The organism is Chelatococcus albus (assembly GCF_030067675.1).
GTDB classification, from domain to species: Bacteria; Pseudomonadota; Alphaproteobacteria; order Rhizobiales; family Beijerinckiaceae; genus Chelatococcus_A; species Chelatococcus_A albus.
The window spans coordinates 1-19,191 of record NZ_JASJEV010000003.1 but is presented as its reverse complement, the minus strand read 5'-3'; the positions used below and the strand labels follow the sequence as shown (position 1 = coordinate 19,191).

15 protein-coding genes are annotated in these 19,191 nt (G+C 68.3%); 5 read left to right on the top strand and 10 right to left on the bottom strand.

Annotation, left to right across the window (positions count from 1 at the left end; genetic code table 11):
• Positions 1-140 precede the first annotated feature (140 nt).
• Entirely contained in the window at positions 141-596 is a 456-nt protein-coding gene (locus tag QNA08_RS05720) for a DUF1842 domain-containing protein (RefSeq protein WP_283739730.1), read from the top strand.
• A gap of 142 nt (positions 597-738) precedes the next feature.
• Here QNA08_RS05720 and QNA08_RS05715 read toward each other — a convergent pair whose 3' ends face one another.
• Positions 739-1,650: an MBL fold metallo-hydrolase gene (locus QNA08_RS05715; protein WP_283739729.1), complete on the bottom strand. Its 912-nt coding sequence runs from the start codon at positions 1,648-1,650 to the stop codon at positions 739-741.
• 217 nt (positions 1,651-1,867) lie between these two features.
• Between QNA08_RS05715 and QNA08_RS05710 the strand changes: the two genes are divergently transcribed.
• A complete protein-coding gene (locus tag QNA08_RS05710) occupies positions 1,868-2,485 on the top strand; it encodes a biotin transporter BioY (protein ID WP_283739728.1) in 618 nt (205 codons plus the stop codon).
• Positions 2,486-2,603: 118 nt separating this feature from the next.
• On the top strand, positions 2,604-3,098 hold the full coding sequence (locus tag QNA08_RS05705; RefSeq protein ID WP_283739727.1) for an Lrp/AsnC family transcriptional regulator: 495 nt from the start codon (positions 2,604-2,606) through the stop codon (positions 3,096-3,098).
• A gap of 202 nt (positions 3,099-3,300) precedes the next feature.
• Here the strand turns inward: QNA08_RS05705 and QNA08_RS05700 are convergent, their stop codons facing one another.
• The 3 genes from QNA08_RS05700 to QNA08_RS05690 all read right to left on the bottom strand — a co-directional run bounded on the left by QNA08_RS05700 (position 3,301) and on the right by QNA08_RS05690 (position 6,807).
• Positions 3,301-4,200: an arginase family protein gene (locus tag QNA08_RS05700; RefSeq protein ID WP_283739726.1), complete on the bottom strand. Its 900-nt coding sequence runs from the start codon at positions 4,198-4,200 to the stop codon at positions 3,301-3,303.
• Positions 4,201-4,241: 41 nt separating this feature from the next.
• Positions 4,242-5,471 carry an ornithine--oxo-acid transaminase gene (gene rocD, locus QNA08_RS05695; RefSeq protein WP_283739725.1) on the bottom strand — a complete coding sequence of 410 codons (1,230 nt, stop codon included), beginning with the start codon at positions 5,469-5,471 and terminating at the stop codon, positions 4,242-4,244.
• Between the two features lie 166 nt (positions 5,472-5,637).
• On the bottom strand, positions 5,638-6,807 hold the full coding sequence (locus tag QNA08_RS05690; RefSeq protein WP_283739724.1) for an aminotransferase: 1,170 nt from the start codon (positions 6,805-6,807) through the stop codon (positions 5,638-5,640).
• A gap of 205 nt (positions 6,808-7,012) precedes the next feature.
• Here QNA08_RS05690 and speB point away from each other — a divergent pair, with 205 nt between their 5' ends.
• Positions 7,013-8,068, top strand: a complete 1,056-nt coding sequence (speB, locus tag QNA08_RS05685; protein WP_283739723.1) for an agmatinase — start codon at positions 7,013-7,015, stop codon at positions 8,066-8,068.
• Positions 8,069-8,082: 14 nt separating this feature from the next.
• Here speB and QNA08_RS05680 read toward each other — a convergent pair whose 3' ends face one another.
• From QNA08_RS05680 to QNA08_RS05655, 6 genes are all read right to left on the bottom strand, one after another.
• Entirely contained in the window at positions 8,083-9,396 is a 1,314-nt protein-coding gene (locus QNA08_RS05680; RefSeq protein ID WP_283739722.1) for a methyltransferase family protein, read from the bottom strand.
• Between the two features lie 558 nt (positions 9,397-9,954).
• The gene (locus QNA08_RS05675) at positions 9,955-11,091 is read right to left on the bottom strand and encodes a helix-turn-helix transcriptional regulator (protein WP_283739721.1); all 1,137 of its coding nucleotides are present in this window, start codon (positions 11,089-11,091) and stop codon (positions 9,955-9,957) included.
• A gap of 486 nt (positions 11,092-11,577) precedes the next feature.
• Positions 11,578-12,918, bottom strand: a complete 1,341-nt coding sequence (locus QNA08_RS05670; protein WP_283739720.1) for an HlyD family type I secretion periplasmic adaptor subunit — start codon at positions 12,916-12,918, stop codon at positions 11,578-11,580.
• Positions 12,919-12,995: 77 nt separating this feature from the next.
• On the bottom strand, positions 12,996-15,014 hold the full coding sequence (locus QNA08_RS05665; RefSeq protein ID WP_283739719.1) for a type I secretion system permease/ATPase: 2,019 nt from the start codon (positions 15,012-15,014) through the stop codon (positions 12,996-12,998).
• Positions 15,015-15,108: 94 nt separating this feature from the next.
• On the bottom strand, positions 15,109-16,824 hold the full coding sequence (locus tag QNA08_RS05660) for a hypothetical protein (RefSeq protein WP_283739718.1): 1,716 nt from the start codon (positions 16,822-16,824) through the stop codon (positions 15,109-15,111).
• Positions 16,825-17,018: 194 nt separating this feature from the next.
• Positions 17,019-18,356, bottom strand: a complete 1,338-nt coding sequence (locus tag QNA08_RS05655) for a hypothetical protein (RefSeq protein ID WP_283739717.1) — start codon at positions 18,354-18,356, stop codon at positions 17,019-17,021.
• A gap of 631 nt (positions 18,357-18,987) precedes the next feature.
• On the opposite strand from QNA08_RS05655, the gene QNA08_RS05650 reads away from it, so the two are divergent.
• On the top strand, positions 18,988-19,191 hold a 204-nt coding region (locus QNA08_RS05650; RefSeq protein WP_283739716.1), incomplete at its 3' end, for a hypothetical protein.

Here is a 19,191-nt window from a genome sequence, read left to right as displayed (position 1 = left end):
GCCCTTGCCCCGCCGACATAAAATCATAGCGTGCAATATCTAATTTTACTCAATTGCTGGTTGCAATACCTTGCTACCTTGCTACCTTGCTACCATTCCGCCGCTCGTTGAGAGCCAGTGCCTTTTCAGGGGAGATGATTATGTCCGCGACGATCCGAACCGCGAATAAATCGAAGCTTTTCAGCAAGTTGCTGTTGGTCGGCTACAAGAATGTACCGGGTGCGCCGCTTCTGCATCTGGCCTTGACCTTCGACGAGCAGACGGACGACGTCCACGGCGTGGCGCGCGTGACGCAGCCCATACCGTACCTCTTCCGCCCCTTCCCGGTCAGGGGGCATTACCATCATACCGGGCTCGGGATGGACAAGATCCTCGTGGGGCTGACCGGTGAAGGCGTCGTCAGCGTCCCGCCGCCGGCGATCGGCACGGCTATCTGGCCGTTCAAGTGCACGATGGCGCTCAATCCCAAGGACTGGGGCGGCAAGGGCAGCTTCCAGTTCGGTCCCATCGACGTCAAGGACGCTCCGGTCGATTGCATCTCGAAGGCCGAGATCGACGTCATCGAGCTCGAGGCGGCCAAGGCGGCTGCAGAGTGAGGTTCTCGGATCGCCCCGGCCCGTCATGCTCCGAAGCTGCGTTCCGCGCCGCGGTTTCGACGGGCATGACGGTCGGCTGCCTGGCCGAACCGGCCTCCGCCTAACCGGAAGGGTTCCAGCCTCGCGCCGGGCCGCCGCCCGGTCAGGCGAGGCGGAAGCGCCCGTCGAGCGCGGGCGGGCCGTCGGCGACGACGAGGCCGCGCGCCACCAGATCTTCGAGATGGGCGAAGACGGAGAGGGCTGCAGCCCCATGCAGGGCCGGGGCGAGGCCCTCGTAGAGCCTCGGCACGATGGCCGCGATCGTCTCGTCGCCGGCGGCGAGGCGGGCGAGGATCGCCGCCTCGCGCTGGCGGCGATGGCCGAGGAGGGCGCGGACGAAGCGCTGTGGCTCGCGCACCGGACCGCCGTGGCCGGGCCAATAGACGGCCTCCCCGCGCCCGCGCAACCTGTCGAGGGAGGCCATGTAGTCCGCCATGGAGCCGTCGGGCGGGGCGACGATCGAGGTCGACCAGGCCATGACGTGGTCGCCCGAAAACAGGGCATTCTCCTCCGGAAGGGCAAAGGCGAGGTGGTTCGCCGTGTGGCCGGGCGTTGCCACGGCGGCGAGGCTCCAGCCCGGGCCGGTCACCGCCTCGCCGTCGTCGAGCACGAGATCGGGCGCATAGTCCCTGTCGGCGCTCGCGTCGAGCGGGTTGATCTCGCCGAGCGCCAGGGGCCGGGCAGGGTGGTGCGGGGCACAACCGGCGATCATCGCGCCGGTCGCCGTCTTCACCACTCCCGCAGCGGGGGAGTGGTCGCGATGGGTGTGGGTGACGACGACATGGCTCACCGTCTCGCCGCGCACGGCATCGAGGATGGCCGCGACATGCGCTCCGTCGTCGGGGCCGGGATCAAGGATCGCCACGGTGCCGCGCCCGATGATGTAGGTGCAGGTGCCCGTATAGGTGAACGGACCCGGATTCGGCACGAGCACGCGCCGCACGAGGGGCGTCAGCACCACGACCGCGCCCGGCTCGGCGGCGAAGTCGCGCTCGAAGGGGATGTCCTCGGCCATGGTCGCTCCATCGCGGCGCCCGGCCCGGCGGCCGGCCTTGTGGGGGCGTTGCCGCTCCCGTATAGAGCCGGGAGCGCGGGACCGGGTGGATGAAAAGCGAGTCCGCCGCCCGGTTCCGCACTCACTTATTGCATCCGGGCGGATTTGCCAGCCGGTCTGGACGAATCCGTTCCAAGGGCGGCGGGCGATGCCGCCCCCTGCCGAGGGAGAGGACCCCATGCCGGACGGCACCGTTCGTAGCGCTTCCCTTTCGACCACACTCGCGGGTGTGCTGTGGCCGCGGCAGGCGGCCGTGGCGGCGGAGCTCCTGCGCGCCGCCGTGCTCGCGCTCGCCGGCACGCTGCTGCTCACCGTTTCCGCCAAGGTGCAGGTGCCCTTCTATCCCGTGCCGATGACCATGCAGACGCTGGTCGTCCTGATGCTCGGCGCTGCCTACGGCTGGCGCCTCGGCACGGCGACCGTCGCCCTCTATCTCGTCGAGGGCGCTTTCGGCCTGCCCGTCTTCGCCGGCACGCCGGAGAAGGGCATCGGCGTGCCCTACATGCTCGGCCCGACGGGCGGGTATCTGATCGGCTTCGTCCTCGGCGCGGCTCTCACGGGCTTCCTCGCCGAGCACGGCTGGGGCCGCTCGGTCGGGCGCGTGTTCGTCGCCATGGCGCTCGGCCACCTTGCCGTGTTCGTCGCGGGCTTTGCCTGGCTCGCCGTGCTCTTCGGCGCCGAGAAGGCCTGGGTCGTCGGCGTTGCTCCCTTCTACTGGGCGACGCTCCTCAAGACGGCGCTGGGCGCGGCCCTCATGCCGGGCCTGTGGAGCATGGCCGCGCGCCGCGGCGCGTGAGGATCACCGGAGCCGGGCTCCGAACAGGCTGCTTTCGCGGGGCCGCGCCGGGCGATCGGTGCGGCCTCGCCGCTTCGAGCCCCTGCTCAGGCGGCGGGGGTGACGACAGGTCGGTCCCATGCCCGAGATGAAGCTCGACCGCATCAATCTGCGCATCCTGGAAGAGCTGCAGAAGAATGCGCGCATCACCAATCAGGACCTCGCCGAACGGGTGAACCTCTCGCCGAGCGCCTGCCTGTCGCGCATGCGCCGACTTGAGGAGGAAGGGCTGATCGGCCGCTATCTCGCCGAGGTCGCCATCGATCGCATCGCCTCGACACTGAAGGCCTTCGTCGAGATCACGCTCGAAAACCACCGGCAGGCGGATTTCCGCCGCTTCGACCAGGCGATCGCCCGGCAGCCGGAGGTGGTGGCGAGCTACAAGGTGAGCGGGCGCTTCGACTATCTGCTCATGGTCGTGGTGCCCGACATGAACAGGTTGCGGCAACTGTCCGACGAACTCATCGAGGCCGAGATCGGCATCGCCAAATTCGTGACGGTGCCGATCATCGAACAGACCAAGCTCTTCGACGGCTATCCCTTGCGCGAGATGATTGCCGGCGCGGGCGGGTAGCGGTGCTCCCGGCACGATGGTGTCGATCGTTCGATGATCGCTTGCGCTCGTCATCCCCGGGCGCGTCCCGCGGATGACGCGCGAAGGAGCGCCGCGCCTGACCGGTTGCGATTGGCCGGGACGCGCCCGGCCGGCGCCCGGCCGGCGGGGAAGTGACGCCCCAGATCCTTGGGTGGAGGGCGTTGACCGCGCCCGTGGCGGTCTAGCGCCCGATGATGCCGAGCGCCTCGACGATGTCGAGAATGGTGTCGACGGCACCCTGTCCCATGTGTTCGAGTTCGGGGGCCTCGAACTCGGTGATCTCGGCCGCGACGATGTCGTGATGCTCGCCGAGTGCGCGGGCGAGGCGCTTCGCAGCGGCGGGCGTGAGGCCGTCGGCCACGCGGTATTCGGCCGGCAGGTAACCGGGATCGATGACGTCGCAATCGAGGTGGAAGACGACCGGCCGGTCGCCCACTGCCCGGCGCACGGCGTCGATGTCGAGCGCGTCGCGCCGGCCCTCGACGAGGGTGATGCCGTGGGCGAGCATCAGGTCCCGCTCGGCGGGGTCGAGATCGCGCCCGCCGACGTGGATGACGCGATCGGGCGTCAGGCCGTTGCCATAACCCGAATCCCACAGGCCGCAGAGCGCGGCGATGACGAGGCCGCCGAGATAGCCCGTCGGCGTGATCTCGGGCGTGTTGTAGTCGCCGTGAGCGTCGCACCAGACGAGGCAGGCGTCCGGATGGTGGCGGACGATCGGCGGCAGGCTGGCGATGCTGGTGCCGCATTTGTTGAGGAGGTTGAGCGGCCGGCTTCCTGCGGCGAGCGCCGCCTCGACCGCCTCCCGCGCCGCATCGAGCGCAGGGCGGGCGCGGGCGAGTGCCCTGTCCCACGGCAGGTCGGCCGGCGGCAGCGGCTCTCCGACGAGATCGACCGGCCGGCCGAAGCGCCTTTCGGCCGCGCGCGCGAGCAGGGCGGCGCCACGCATGCCGCCGCTGGTGCGGTCGCAGGTCCAGCCCTGCACCGCGACGATGCGTGTGCCGCGGGCGTCGGGTGCCGTGCCGATGGCGGCCTTGCCGAGGTGGGAACGCGGGGCGACGTGAGCGGTCATCGCCGTCATGGATGGCTCCGTGGGTCTCATCGTGATGGGCGCGGGCGGCGTCAGGCGGCTGAGGCGCGGTGCAGGGGCGCGACCTCGCTCAAGGCAGCCTGGAAGACGTCGATCGCGTGGTCGATCTCCGCTTCCGTAACGACGAGCGGCGGGGCGAAGCGCACCACCGTCTCGTGCGTCTCCTTGCTCAGGACGCCGCGGCGCATCATGGCGAGGCAGACCTCGCGCGCCGGCGCCTGCGCAGGATCGAGTTCGACGCCCACCCACAGGCCCTTGCCGCGCACGTCGCGGATCGCGCCGTGCCGGACCGCGGCGAGGCGGGCGAGGAGTGTCTCGCCGAGGGCGGCGCTGCGCTCGACGAGCGCCTCGTCGACGAGGGTATCGAGCGCAGCTTCCGCCACGGCGGCGGCGAGGGGATTGCCCCCGAAGGTCGAGCCGTGGCTGCCGGGCTCGAAGACGGCCATGACGTCGGCGCGGGCAAGGAAGGCGGAGACGGGCAGGAGGCCGCCGCCCAGCGCCTTGCCGACGGTGAGCCCGTCCGGCCGGATGCCCTCGTGCTCGAAGCAGAACATGCGGCCCGTGCGCCCGAGGCCCGACTGGATCTCGTCGAGGATGAGGAGCACGTTGTTGCGGTCGCAGATGGCGCGCAGCTCGCCGAGGTAGCCCGCGGGCGGCACGCGGATGCCGGCCTCGCCCTGGATGGGCTCGACGAGGATGGCCGCCGTATGGGCCGTGACGGCTGCGGCCATCGCGGCGGCGTCGCCGAAGGGCACCGTGACGAAGCCCGGGGCGAAGGGTCCGAAGCCCTCGCGGTAGGACGGCTCGCTCGAGAAGCCGACGATGGTGGTGGTGCGGCCGTGGAAATTGCCCTCGGCCACGATGATCTCCGCCTTGCCCTCCGGGATGCCCTTCACCCGGTGGCTCCAGCGGCGGGCGGCCTTGATGGCGGTCTCCACCGCTTCGGCACCCGTGTTCATGGGCAGGCAGCGGTCGAGCCCGGAGAGGGCGCAGAGCTTTTCGAGGAAGCTGCCGAGACGGTCGGAATAATAGGCGCGCGAGACGACGCCGACGCGCGCGAGCTGCGCCTTGGCCGCCGCGACGATGCGCGGGTGCATGTGGCCGTGGCTGACGGCGGAATAGGCGCCCATCATGTCGAGATAGCGCCGTCCCTCCACGTCCCACAGATAGGCCCCCTCGCCGCGTGCGAGCACCACCGGCAGGGGCGCGTAGTTCCGCGCTCCGAAGCGATCTTCGCGCGCGATGAAGTCGCTCGATGACATGATTCCTCCCACAGGCTCGGGCCGGCTGGCGTTGGAGGAATTATGCCGCCGCGGCGGGCGCAGGGGCTGCGGTTCTGCCGTCGTGCCGGCGGAGGTGCTGCAGTTGCCTCCGCCAGCGGGCGCAGATGCTTCGAGGACGGGGGCGGCGCAGCGGCGCGCAGGCCGATCAGGGCGCGAATCCGTCGAGACGGGCCGCGAGTGTGCCGATGGCGACCGCGTCCACATTGGCGAAGGCGACGCGCAGGTGCCCGTCCTGCCCCTCGCCGAAGTAGCTGCCGGGAAGCGCCAGCACACCGCGCTCGACGACGAGCCTTTCCGCCACCTCGCGCGCGGTCGCGTCCGGGAAGGGGTGGCGCAGATAGGCGAAATAGGCGCCGATGGAATCGATGCGCCAGCCCGGCACGGGCGCGAGGGCGGCGCGGAAGGCGGCCACCCGGCGACCGATCTCGGCGCGGTTGTGGGCGCGCCAGTCGCGCAGCGCGGGCACGGCCCAGGCGAGCGCCGCCTGGCCGGGGCGCGCCGCGCAGATCTGCACGCAGTCCATGACCTTGGCGATCTCCTCGATCACCGGTGCAGCGGCCGTAATGGCGCCGAGGCGATGGCCGGGCACGCAATAGGCCTTGGAGAAGCTGTAGAGCTCGATGAGGCTGTCGCCCCAGTGCGGATCGGCGAAGAGGCGATGCGCCGGCTCCACGCCGGAGGCGAGGAAGTCGCGGTAGGTCTCGTCGATGACGAGCCAGCGGCCGCGCTTGCGGCACAGGGCCTGGAAGCGGGCGATGACTTCGGGCGAATAGACCGCACCCGTCGGGTCGTTGGGGGTCACGAGCACGATCGCCTTCACCCGCTCGTCGACCAGTCCCTCGGCGATGTCGGGATCGGGCACGAAACCGCTCTCGGCGGCGCAGGGCAGGGGGCGGGCCTCGATGCCGAGCATGTCGAGCGTCATCTTGTGGTTGAAATACCACGGCGTCGGCAGCATGACGGCGTCGCCCGCCCCGGCAAGGGCGAGCATCGTGACGAAGAAGGCCTGATTGCAGCCGGCGGTGATGGCGACCTCGGCCGCGCGCAACGCGCCGCCGTAGAGCTCGCCGAGATGTTCCGCATAGGCCTCACGCAGGGCAAGATCACCGAGGATGGCGCCGTAGCCGGCATAACGCGGGCTGCCGGCCGCCTCGGCGAGGCGGGCGAGGATGCCCTCGTGCGGCGGGTAGCCGGGGACGGCCTGGGACAGGTCGACGAAGGGCCCGTGCGCGCCCGCGTAGCGGCGCGCCCAGCCCTGCGCTTCCGGGATCGGGGGGCTGCAGGTGTCGACAAGAAGGGGATTGATCCCGGGCATGGGCAGGCTCTGTGACGGAGACAAGGGCTGGGACCGTGCGCGCGGCACGGCGAGCGGATGATTAGCAGGCAATTGCCGTGAGGGCACGCCCGCCATGCGGCCCGCGAGCGCCCGGCGGGGCTGGCGCGCGCCGGCGCCTCGGTTATCGTGGCCGCAGGGACCGCCGTCGGACAGGTCCCGCGAGCGGTCAAGGAGACGAAAGCCGATGGACAGCGAGAACCTCGAACGCCTGCGTCGCAAGTACGGCAGTGTCCACGGCGGCGAGATGTTCGATCCGCGCTTCAAGCGCGTGGCGGAGAAGATCTTCAACGCCCGCGGCACGCGCGTCTCGCCCTATGCGGGCATCCCGACCTTCCTCGCCGCGCCCTATGTGCCGGCGCCGGCCGAGGGCACGGATTTCGGCGACCTGCAGGTCGCCCTCGTCGGCGTGCCGATGGACCTCGGGGTGACGAACCGCAACGGCTCGCGCTTCGGCCCGCGGGCCGTGCGGACGATCGAGCGCATCGGGCCCTACAACCACGTGCTCGACTGCATGCCCCTGGCGGACCTGCGCGCGGCGGACGTGGGGGACGTGCCCTTCCGCAGCCGCTTCAACCTCGAGACGAGCCATGCCGACATCGAGACCTTCTTCGGACGCCTCATCGAGGCGGGCATCGCCACGCTGGCGGTTGGCGGCGACCATTCCGTGACGCATCCGATCCTCAAGGCCGTGGGCAAGAAGCGGCCGGTCGGCATGGTCCACATCGACGCCCATTGCGATACGGGCGGGGAGTTCGACCTGTCGAAGTTCCACCACGGCGGCCCCTTCCGCAACGCGGTGCTTGACGGCGTGCTCGATCCGAAGCGGACGATCCAGATCGGCATTCGCGGTTCGGCCGAATATCTGTGGGAGTTCTCCTACGATTCCGGCATGACGGTGATCCACGCCGAGGAGATCGGACGCATGGGTATCGAGACGATCGTCGCCAAGGCGCGCGAGGTCGTGGGCGAGGGGCCCGTCTATCTCTCCTTCGACATCGACAGCCTCGACCCCGCCTTCGCCCCCGGCACCGGCACGCCGGAGGTCGGCGGGCTGACGACGCGCGAGGCGCTGGCGATCCTGCGCGGGCTCAAGGGGCTCGACATCATCGGCGGCGACGTGGTGGAGGTCGCGCCGCAGTACGACGCGACCACCAACACGGCGCATGCAGGCGCGCAGATGCTCTTCGAGATCCTGAGCCTGATGGTCTTCAGCCCCTCGGTCGGCGGGCGCAAGGACTGAGCGGGGGCCGGCCGTCAGCCCTCGCGTCGCCGCGAGGGAACAAAGCTCACCTCGCGCACCTCGGCGGGCGACCCCACCGCCATGCGCCGGCCGAGCATCTCGGCGAGGAGGCGCCGCGCCCGGGCGAAGAGCCCATGCTCGGCGATCCACGCCGCATAGGCGCGGTAGTCGGGATCGCGCGCGAGGTGCCGTTCCTCGGTCCTGGCGCGCATGAAATAGATGGCGTTGACGCCGAGGAGCATGAGGCACTGGCGCAGCGCCTCGGCAGTCCCGCCCTGCGCGGCGAAGGGCACGGCGATCAGCCACCAGGTCAGGTTCTTGCTGATGTAGGCCGGGTGCTTCGTCCACCGGTAGGGCCCGTTGGTCAGGATGCCACGGTGCGTCAGGTTGGAGAAGCGAATGCCGAAGGCGATCGTCGACCAGGCATAGACCGCAAGGAGCAAGAGGATGGCCACGCCCCACACATGCTTGACCACAGGCGCGTCCGCCAGCCACAGGCCCCAGGGATACCCGGCGTCATAGGCGAAGTAGGAGCGCGAGAGCAGGCCCCAGAAGGGCGCGTAGCAGGCAAGGCAGACCACCCAGCCGAGGAGCGTGGGCTCGGCCGAGCGGATGTGGCCGCCGACGAGGCGCAGGGTCATGAGATAGCCCGCGGCCGCCCAGAACACTTCGATGAAATAGAGGAAGCGGTACGCGAACTCGTACCAGCCGAAGTCGTAGCCTCTCAGGAACCCGCCGATGTCGAGGGCGAGGAACCAGCGCAGGTCCTCGTGCGCCGAGGCGATCATGATGGGCAGGAAGAAGGCCTTCACCAGCCAGCCGAGCGCATATTGGCGCAGGATATCGCGGTTCACCTCGGGCCAGCGGCCGAGTGCCGCGAGGCCCGCCATGTAGCAGCCGTCACGGGGCTCGCCGAGGCGCCGGTCCGCGACCCAGACGTAGAGCGGCGCAACCAGAACCGCGGGCGGCGCGATCATCTGCACGAAGGTGATGAGTACGACCGCCTGTCCGTCGCGATAGAGGGGGAGGAGCCAATAGGCGAAGCCGATCGCGGCATAGGTGGCGAGGAGGCCGACGAGCTTGATCGCGACACGCGCGGGGCGGTCGGGGTCATCGCGGCGGCGGGCCTGCGGCCCGACGGCGCCCGCCCCGGAATGGCGTGTGCACCAGGCTTCGAGCCCGATGATGGGCAATGCCATGGCGACGAGGAGGATGAGGAGGCCCTTGAGCGGATCCGCCCATTGCGCCGCTTTCAGCGCGACGAGGGTCAGGAGCACGACGGCGAGCGCCGTCAGGTTTATCCACTGCCGCGCGGCCGATGCCGGCAAGGCGGGCGCCGCGGTCTGCGGGCGAGGGGGGGCTTGGTCGGGCGCAGGCATCATCGCCCTCGACCGGGTGTCGCCCGGCGCGATGCCGCGCCGGAATGTCGCGCCCCCCGCGTCGCGGGGGCCGCGATCTGACGATCTGCAACGAATTCGCCTGTCCGCGACGGTGCGACAGCGGCCGGGCGCGTGCGACCGATCACTGGCACGTGAATGGTCCGCAATGTCGCGGCCGGTGGCAGCCGGTTGGCAGTGGACAAGCGCGGCGAAGTCTGGCCAAATCCGCCTGCGGGTATTCCGTTACGGTACCCGCCGCCCCACCCGACTCTCCCGCGCGATCGCCATCCCGTGTGTGTCACGGTCGGGTGGGGCACCCGGTCGCCCCGCTGGCGATGGACACCTCCCCCGGTTGCCGGATTCACCTCCGGAACGTCCATTGTGCGCCCCTCGTGGCAGGGCCTTCACGGCGCGCCGACCGGGCATTCACCCGCACGATCGGTGTGAGGCGGGAATGCGGGCGGAGCGGCGGGCGGCACCGAAGCACCGCGCCGTGGGCCCATCGCGTCACAGGACGCGCGCGAGCTTCCAGGCGAGCTCGACCTGGCTCGTCGTGCGCGTCTTCTTGAAGAGGTTGTGCAGATGGACGCGCGCCGTGTTGACGGCGATGCCCATCATCTCCGCGATCTCGCTGAGCTTGTGCCCCTGGCAGAACAGCTCGGCGAACTGGGATTCCTTCTCGGTCAGGGAGAAGAGGATGGCGAGGTCGGAATGGCTCGCCTTCAGCTCGGCGCGCAGGTCGATGATGAAGACATAGGCCGTCGGCACGTCGAGATCGCTGCAGCGGTCACAGGGTGCGATCTTGAGCGCGTAGCGACTCTCGCCATCCGTGCCGGGAACGCCGAGCACGCGCGCAACCTCGTTGACAGCTCCGCCGTCGTCGCCTTCGTGCGCCACATTGGCGATGATCGAATGCAGGACCCGATCGACGGACGACCGCGCAGCCCTCAGGCGGCCGGAACGGATCTCGATGCCGCCGCCCTGGGCCAGCGCACTCTGCGCCCGATGGTTGGAGAAGAGCACATTGGCCTCGTCGTCGACGACGACGTAGCCCCACGGCACGCAGCGGTCGACGACACCCGAGCGCACCCAGTCGAGGTGCGAGACCTCCGGCCGGTCGCGCACGGCGAGTGCCTCGCTCACGCTGTGCAGGAGAGCGGTGAAGGACACTTCCTCGCGATCGGCGCCGAGGGAGCCCGGCATCTGGGGCAACAGGACGCTGACCAGCGCCCGCCGGTTATTGTGCCCGAGAATGGGGATGGAACCGGTCAACAGGTGCCCGTCGCGAAAGGGTTCGCGCTGGATGAGCATGGTATTGGCGCGAGATGCCGCCGCGCTACCGAGGCTCGCGCCGCTGGAACGCAGGCGCATCAGGCAATGCTCGGTGATGTCGGGCGCCGCCTCGCCGCCGATATGCACGATGCCGTAGGAGGCGCCGCTCGTCTCGATGACGACGCTGCTGGTGCAGCCGGACAGGCGGCTGAAGACGTCGATGATGCCGCCCACCAGGTTCTGGTGGGCGCAGGGAACCGCCTCGATCGCCTCCGTTCTCTGGAATACTTCGGTCCTTCTGGACTCGCCGGCATCGTGCGCGGCGCGATGATGGGATTGACCGTCCGGTCCCGCCCCAAGCGAAGGCAGCATGACGCACTCCCCGTCTTTCAGAGGCCTGCCCGTTCTCCTTGTGTCATGGGTAAAACGGCCGCAATTCATGCAGCCGAGATCGCCATCCCATGAGAGATCAAATTTACACGCATTTTTCACAAATTGCAAGAAAGTGCGATGGTTACTTCCGGGGGCAATACATTTGTTTACATATATTTACTGGACAAGAGTTTCATCGGGATTAAAGTTTGATTGTTCTATAGAATCAAATCGTTCAGTTCGAGAAAGTCAATCATGCTGATTGATCTATTCTGGCTTTGTATTCTCTCTCATTAGCTATACGCGAGTATATGAAGTGAATTAATAATCTGTATCTGTGGTTGATCTCGATATGGTTGGCGCGCCTGGGTTGTGCGCCCTGCTTGACAGTCGCCCCGCTGCCGGAGGTCCCCAGTCTAGCGCGCCGCTCCGAACCTGCCGAGCGGCCGTTGCTGCCGGCGCGGGCGCAAGGGACGGAGGATGGGGTCAGCGTTCCCTGAATGCGCGGGTGAAGCTGTCCACCAGTGGCTTGAGCAGATAGGAGAAGAAGGTGCGTTCGCCCGTCCTGATGAAGATCTCGGCGGGCATGCCGGGCGTGGCGCGGAAGCCGGGGAGTTTCGCGGCCTCGGCCTTGTCGAGCGCGATGCGCGCCACATAGGCGCTCGTCGGTGCCGCGCGACCGGCCCTGTCGTCCGGCAGGGCGTCCGCCGATACGTAGACGAGGCGGCCGGGCAGCATGGGCGTCACGCGCTGGTTCAGAGCGGTCAGGCGCACGAGCGCGTCCTGGCCTTGGTGCAGGCGGTCGATGTCCTGGGGCCGCACACGCGCCTCGATAATGAGCTCGTCGTTGATGGGCAGCAGTTCGAGGATGTCCTTGCCCGGTGCGATGACGCCGCCCGGCGTGTGGACCATCATCTTGACCACGATGCCCTTCACGGGTGCATTGATCGACACGCGGCCGCGGACGTTCTCCGCCGTGCGCAGCCGTTCCCTGACGTCGTCGAGCTCGGCCTCGGTGGAGCGCAACTGCTCCGTGGCCGATTGCACGAGCTGCGACCTGACGTGCGTGATCTTCTGCTGCTCGCGCGCGATGCGTTCCTTGGCATCGCTGATGGCGGCCGTGAGCTGGCCGATCTGGCCTTCGAGGCCGGCCCTGGCGCGCTCGAGGGCAAGTACGTCGGGCTTGCGTACGTAGCCCTTCTTCAGGAGCTCGAGCTTGCCGGCGAGTTCCTGCTCCACGAGCTCGAGCTGCAGGCCAACGGCTCTGAGCTGCGCCTGACTGCCCGCGATACCCTCGCGCAGCGCGGCGATCCCCTGTTCCAGGATCGCAACCTCGCTCAGGGCGCGCTCCCGGCGGGCCACGAATTCGTCGCGCTGGCCGGCGATGATCGCCGCCACCTCGCCGTCGGCCGCCCTGCCGACGAGGCCGGCGGGGAAGACGACGTCCGTCCTGCCGTCGATCTCGCTGCGCAGGCGGGCCTGCATGGCCATGAGGCGGTCGTTGCGCAGGGACAGGCGGCGCAGGTTGGCCTGGGGATCCGTCGGGTCGAGGCGGACGAGCGGGGCGCCGGGTTCGACCACGTCGCCCTCGCGCACGAGGATCTCGCTGATGATGCCACCCTCGAGGTGCTGGATGATCTTGTTCTGCCCCGTCGCGACGAAGGTGCCCGGCGCCACCACGGCGCCGTCGATGGGGGCAAGGCTTGCCCATATGCCGAAGCCGGCCAGACCGAAGACGAGCGCGAACAGGCCAATGGCAACCGGGACGCGCGTGCTGCGCGGCACGTCGGCATACCATTCGCCGCCGATGATGAGCGCCTTGTCCATGCCCTGTCTCCGGCGTTGCGTCGCGGGTGCGACAGGCACTGCCCCCGCCTGTGTTCCGCCAGTCTTCCCCTGTCGTCTCAAAGGCCCCCCGGTGTCGTCGCGGGAGAGCGGGCGCGGCTCGCCGTGCCGATCCCGAGTTCGTCCTCGCGCTGTCCCGTCAGGCGCGGCAGGATCTGCTCGCGCTCGCCGAAGGCAGCGACGACGCCTTGCCGGAGCACCAGGATCTTGTCGACGCTCTGCAGGACGGCCGGACGTTGCGTCACGAGTACGACGGTTATGCCCTGCGCCCGCGCGCGAGCGAGGGCTGTGGCCAGGGCCCGCTCACCGACGGTGTCGAGATTGGCGTTCGGTTCGTCGAGGACGATGAGGCGCGGGTCGCCGAAGAAGGCCCGCGCGAGTGCGATCTGCTGCTTCTGGCCGCCGGACAGGGGGCTGCCGTCGACGGCGATCTCCGTCTCGTAGCCGTCCGTGAACTGCGAGATCATCTCATGCACGCCGGCGAGGGCCGCGGCTCGGGCGATGCTCTCGTCCGTGGCGTCCTCCCGCATGCGGGCGATGTTGGCCTTGATGGTGCCGGGGAAGAGCTCGATGTCCTGCGGCAGATAGCCGATACTCTCGCCGAGCTGGCGGCGGTCCCAGTTGCGCAGGTCCATGTAGTCAAGGCGGACGTGACCGGCGGTCGGGAGGATGCATCCGACGAGCATGCGGGCAAGCGTCGACTTGCCGCCGCCGGAGGGCCCGATGACGGCGAGCGAGTCGCCGGGGGCGAGCGAGAAGGTGACGCCGTTGAGCACCGTGCGTTTCGTGCCCGGGGGGATGTAAAGCAACCTCTCGACCGTCAGCCGTCCCTCCGGCTTCGGCAGGATGAGGCGCTCCTGCTCAAGGACCGGGCTGTTGAGGAGGGTCTTGATGCGGTCGTAGGACGTCTTGGCCTGCACGAAGCTGCGCCAACCTTCGATCGCGCCTTCCGCCGGTGCGAGCGCCCGGCTGGCAATGAGCGAGGAGGCGATCATCATGCCGCCGGTCACCTGGGCCTCCAGCGCGAGATATGCTCCCGTGCCGAGGATCGCGATCTGTGTGAGGAGGCGCAGATAGCGGGACAGGCCTGCAAGATAGATGTTGCGATCGCTGGCGAGAACCTGTGCTCGCATCGACGCGGCGTTCTCCCGGCCCCAGAGCTGGATCGCCTCCTCCAGCATGCCCATGGCGCTGATGATCTGGGCGTTGCGCGCCTGCGCCGCCGCCTGCACGGTCGCCCTCATGGCATGGTTGCTGGCGACGCCGTAGTCCTTGGCTGTCATCTCCTCGTTGACCCAGGCGATGAAGAGCAGGATGGCGCCCGCGACGAGGGCGATGAAGCCGAGCGTCGGATGGATGAAGAAGACGGCGGCGAAGTAGAGCGGGGCCATCGGCGCGTCGAACAGGATGAGCACAACCGGCCCGGTGACAAAGGAGCGGACCTGCTGCAGGTCGCGCAGTGCCTGGATGTCGCGCGTGGCGCTCACGTCCGCCGAGCGAAGGGCCGCCGTCATCACCGGAGCGCCGAGCAGGGCTTCCGTCTGCATGGCGACGCGCGTGAGCACGAAGCGGCGCAGCGCATCGAGAACGCACAGCAGCGTCAGGGCACCGACCGCGATGAGCGAGAGCATCAGGAGGGTGTCGGTGCTGCGGCTCGTGAGAACGCGGTCGGATATCTGGAAGAGATAGAGCGGCACCGTCAGCATCAGCAGGTTGATGGCGATGGAGAAGGCGCCCACGTGGAAGAGGCCCTGGCTGCACACGCGCAGGGCCGCGCGCAGGCTCTCCAGTCCCGGACGTTGCGGCCGGCGGGGCCGGGAGTCGCCAGTTGGCTTCGGACGCGGCGGAACGATCTCGTCGCCGCCGCCGCGCCGGCCCGGCAGGTCGAAGGCGAGCGATTGCCCCTCCGTTTCGGCGGCGTGATGCGGGCCGGAGGGCGGGGGCGGGCCGGCTTCGTCCGGCGCGACAGGTTCGAGGGGCGGCCGGGCAGCCACCGGCATGCGCGGCGGCAATTCGGGGCGCCGGCGGCTTGCATCCGGGCGGGCCGGTGCCAGCTCCGAGGTCGGACCGTCGTACATGTCGCCATTCCTCGCGCAGTCGTACGGCATGCCGGGCCGTTCCTCTCCTGTTGGTCGCGAATTCTCCGCGCGGCGTCGGCCCTCCGGCGTCTCGTCAACCGGAGAGGGTGTGCAGCAAGTCGTTGGCGTGATGGTGCAGCGCCGCCTGGTCGATCTCGTCGCCGGCCGGAGCCGGCCGGTGAGCCCGCGCGGCCTCGGCAACGTTCGCATCACCATCCACCAGGATGTTCTCCTGATGAATGACGTTGGTCTCGACGTAGTTGCCGCCCACGATCATCAACTGGAAGCCGCCGTTGTCGTCGATGATCACGGCGTGATTGGCGGTCGCGTTGTGGCCGGTATCCACGAGCTGATCGAAGTCGAGGGTCACAAAGCCGTCGGCTGAAAGGCCGTCACCGTGGGCGTGCGGTGAGCGGCCGCCCCCTTGCGCGCGTGCCGCGTTGATGTCGCCGTCCTTCAGGATGTTGATCTGGACGATCATGTTGACGTCGTAATAGTCGCCGTCGACGAAGAGGGCGCGCAGCGGCCGCCCGAGGTTGTCCTGCATCTCGAGAACGGCGCCCCGCCCGAGGCCCTTGGCGAGATCGACCTGCGGCTCGCCCGGGGCGACCTCTTCGCTCCCGAAGCGGCCGCGGTTCGTCTGTGTGTTGCCGCCGCTCGTCACGAAACTGGCATTCATCGTGGCGAAGAGGCTCTGCGGTCCGAGATCTGCGAGGATGCTGTTGAGATCCCCGTCGCGGATCAGCGATGTCTGCGACGCCAGGAACACCTCGCTGTACTGCCCGCCGACGAGCTGGAGGCCGCCGCCGCTGTTGCTGTCGACGATGGCGGCGTCGTTCGACTGGACGTTGCCGCCGGAGGCGAGGCCCTGCCCCCCTTCGGCCGAGCCTGAGCCGGGCTCGCCGTCCCCGGTGAGGAGCAGTGCGTTCAGATCCTGGTCAATGATTAGGTTTATCTGTATGATTATATTGTATTCGTAGTAATTGCCCATCACTGCGATGATGTCGTATTGCATCCCGGTGTGCAGGATGGCCTCATTGACGAGGCTGTTGGAGCCGCTGACCGTTGCCTGGCCGAGGAGCGCGGCATCAGCGGGATCGAGGAACGCGAGGGCCGCCTGCAGGTTCTGGTCTTCGTCGAACATGATGTTCGACTGCGAGACGTCTACGATGGACGCGTAGTCGCCGGCGATCCTGTCGATCTCCAATCCCGGCGTGTGTCCCGGCTCGGCCAGCGTCCAGAGGTCGGCGGACAGCGCCTGGACGTCGGCGGCCGGCATGGTCGTGTTGCCGAGGGCGGCTCCGTCGAGATGGGGCGCCAGCTGGATGATCAGTTCATTGAGCTGCAGGTTGCCGCCGCTTTGGATCACCTGCGAGATGGGCGCGGGGCCATGCGATGTCACCTGATCGCCGGCGCCCAGGGCGGCGGGCGACTGCCCCTGGGGGGCGGGGGCGTTGATCCCTCTCTCCCAGCCGTCATTTTCCCTTCCGTGTTCGCCCCGCCCCTGCGAGGGCACGAGATGAGGCGGAGAGGAGCCCGCGCCGGGGGCGGGATGCGTGGCGCTCGCGATCGGCTGCGCCAGTTCCCGGCCTGCCGAGACCTGGAAGAAACCCGGCGCGGGAAGGTCGGGCGATCCGGGCAGAAGGTGCAAGCCGTCGAGGAAGGGCTGGGTCTCGATCGCGAGCGGTTCCGGGCCTGTCGGTCCGTCCTCTGCGGTCGCCGGCTTGCTGCTCGGATCGGGGCCGATCTGGACGATTTCCGCCTCTGTCGACGTCCTGTGGGCGGCGCCGTCGTCCGTCGCCTTCGTCATCGCGGGACTGCGCTCGTGCACACGAAGGTAATTCCAGAGGAGTTCGGACAGGCGATCGTGTGGCATGGCTCGGCCCTTATCCGAGAAGGGCGGGCCCGCCGTGCGGCGGGTCCGCTCCGTGCTGCGCGATCTGGCGATCGCGCCTCACCGAACGCCGGCGGATGGGCGCCATCCGCCGGAGTCGGCGTGCCAGGTCAGGCGCCGAGATCGGTAATGGTGCTGACGTTGCCTTGCGTGTTGCCGCCGCTGTCGATGTCCTGGATGAAGCCGGCGAAGTTGCCGAGACCGACCTGGGCGGCGACGGAGGCGTTGGCGTTGGCGTCCTGGTCGTTCAGGTAGTTTGCCTGCGTCACGTCATAGGTGTCGTTGTTGCTGAAGAAGCCGGAGCCTCCCGTGTCGTAGATCGTGGAGGAGTTGCTCTGGCTGTTGCCGCCGCTCCAGATGTCCTGGTCGATGAAGGCCGAGTTGCCGACGCCGAGCTGCGCCACGATGCCGACATTCGTGTTGATGTCGTTGTCGAACATGATGTTCGACTGGCCGACCGTGTAGTGATCGTTGTTGCTCGCGACGCCCCAGCCGAAGCCGAGGTCAGCGATGTTCGACGTGTTGCTCTGGTCGTTGCCGCCGCTCCACGTCACCTGGTCGACGCCGGCGATGTTGCCGATGCCTGCCTGACCGATCAGCCCGATGCTGGTGTTGTGGTCGCTGTCGAGCAGACCGTTGAACTGGTTCACCGCATAGGTGTCATTGCCGTTGCCGAACCCGAAGCCGCCGCCGTAGTCGGCGATCGTCGAGCTGTTGCCCTGACTGTTGCCACCGCTGTCGATGCTCTGCAGGACGCCGGCGAAGTTGTGAATGCCGAACTGGTATATGCCGGCGCCATTGCCGTTGGCATCCTGGTCGAACAGGTTGTTCTGCTGCCCGACATGATAGGAATCATTGCCGTTGAACGCCCCCAGATACAGGCCGCCGTCGTCGATGGTGGAGGTGTTGTTCTGGGTGTTGCCGCCGCTGTCGGTGTCTTGGGCGACCCCGGCCAGATTGGCGAGGCCGATCTGCCCGATCTGCGCGGCATTGATGTTCTGGTCGCTGTCGAGCAGGCCGTTGAACTGGTTGACGTGATAGTCATCGTTGTTGTTCAGGAAACCGAATCCTCCGCCGCTGTCCTCGATGCTCGAGATGTTCGTCTGATCGTTGTTGCCGCTCGTCGTGTGTTGATGAACTCCGGCGAAGTTCACGAAGCCTGCCTGCCCGATATTGGCGAGGTTGAGATTCCCGTCAGCGTCGTTCATCAGGTTCTGCTGGCCGACCTGATAGTCGTCATTGTCGTTCAGCAGGCCGCCGGTCCCTCCCGTGTCAAAGATCGCCGAGGCGTTGCCCTGTGTGTTGCCGCCGCTGTTCACGCCCTGGATGGCGCCGGCGAAGTTGCCGATGCCGAGCTGGGTGACCGTTGCGACGTTGAGGTCGATGTCGGAATCGTTCAGGCCGTTGGCTTGGTTGACGTTGTAGGTGTCGTTGTTGTTCACCGGCATGACGTCCTCCCAAAGCTGGGTTCGAGGGATTATCCGTCCGCGCTGAGGCGCAGTTGGTCGTGAATTGCGACCCGTCGACCAAAGAAATACGCCCGGTGCAGCCGCGCAGAGCGGGCGCATCGGTTGAACGGACCTGGTTATTTTGGAAGCGCCGTATAGTCAGCGACTTCGGAAGCGGAATATTTATAGCGGATATGGTATATGAGGAAGGTCTGTGATTAGTTCGAACTCATTATCGGCGAGCTGGACGCGGTAGCATGTTCAGCGCTTGTGCGGTTCGACCACCGAAAGCCGGGGCGCTGCGGCCGTCAGGCTGCCGGAAATCCAGGCTCCGGACCTGCCCGGTCGCGGCCCAGAATACTTGCCTGTTCAAGAGGATGGCCGGCCTTCGCAACTGCGATGGAAGGGCGGAATAGTCGACTTCCAGTAACGGAAGCGAGATGCACCAGTCGCACTGGCTGCAGAAGGCCTGGAGGACCAGGAACCGGCAAGGGGATACGGCCGGTGCCGGCCGTATCCGCAGTCTGCCGACCGATCGGTCCAAGGACCGCGTTCGGCGAAGGCCGAGAGGCGAGGCGGCTCAAGTCCGGCCGCCGCGCGGCCGTCAGCCCTTGCCGCCGGACCCGCCGCCGTGACCGCCGCCGCCGTGACCGCCGCCGCCGTGACCGCCGCCGCCGTGACCGCCGCCGCCGGAGCCACCGCCGCCGGAGCCACCGCCACCGGAGCCGCCGCCGCCGGAGCCGCCGCCGCCGGAGCCGCCGCCACCGGCTATAGTCCGCGCCGAGCGCGGCGCAAATGCCCGCCGTGCGCGAAAGACCCCGCGCAAGACCGCGCG

Bases quoted from the DNA above. Each gene is read 5' to 3' on its own strand.
- QNA08_RS05720 (WP_283739730.1), top strand. From the start codon at position 141: ATGTCCGCGACGATCCGAACCGCGAATAAATCGAAGCTTTTCAGCAAG.
- QNA08_RS05715 (WP_283739729.1), bottom strand. From the start codon at position 1,650: ATGGCCGAGGACATCCCCTTCGAGCGCGACTTCGCCGCCGAGCCGGGC.
- QNA08_RS05710 (WP_283739728.1), top strand. From the start codon at position 1,868: ATGCCGGACGGCACCGTTCGTAGCGCTTCCCTTTCGACCACACTCGCG.
- QNA08_RS05705 (WP_283739727.1), top strand. From the start codon at position 2,604: ATGCCCGAGATGAAGCTCGACCGCATCAATCTGCGCATCCTGGAAGAG.
- QNA08_RS05700 (WP_283739726.1), bottom strand. From the start codon at position 4,200: ATGACGGCGATGACCGCTCACGTCGCCCCGCGTTCCCACCTCGGCAAG.
- rocD (WP_283739725.1), bottom strand. From the start codon at position 5,471: ATGTCATCGAGCGACTTCATCGCGCGCGAAGATCGCTTCGGAGCGCGG.
- QNA08_RS05690 (WP_283739724.1), bottom strand. From the start codon at position 6,807: ATGCCCGGGATCAATCCCCTTCTTGTCGACACCTGCAGCCCCCCGATC.
- speB (WP_283739723.1), top strand. From the start codon at position 7,013: ATGGACAGCGAGAACCTCGAACGCCTGCGTCGCAAGTACGGCAGTGTC.
- QNA08_RS05675 (WP_283739721.1), bottom strand. From the start codon at position 11,091: ATGCTGCCTTCGCTTGGGGCGGGACCGGACGGTCAATCCCATCATCGC.
- QNA08_RS05670 (WP_283739720.1), bottom strand. From the start codon at position 12,918: ATGGACAAGGCGCTCATCATCGGCGGCGAATGGTATGCCGACGTGCCG.
- QNA08_RS05665 (WP_283739719.1), bottom strand. From the start codon at position 15,014: ATGTACGACGGTCCGACCTCGGAGCTGGCACCGGCCCGCCCGGATGCA.
- QNA08_RS05660 (WP_283739718.1), bottom strand. From the start codon at position 16,824: ATGACGAAGGCGACGGACGACGGCGCCGCCCACAGGACGTCGACAGAG.
- QNA08_RS05655 (WP_283739717.1), bottom strand. From the start codon at position 18,356: ATGCCGGTGAACAACAACGACACCTACAACGTCAACCAAGCCAACGGC.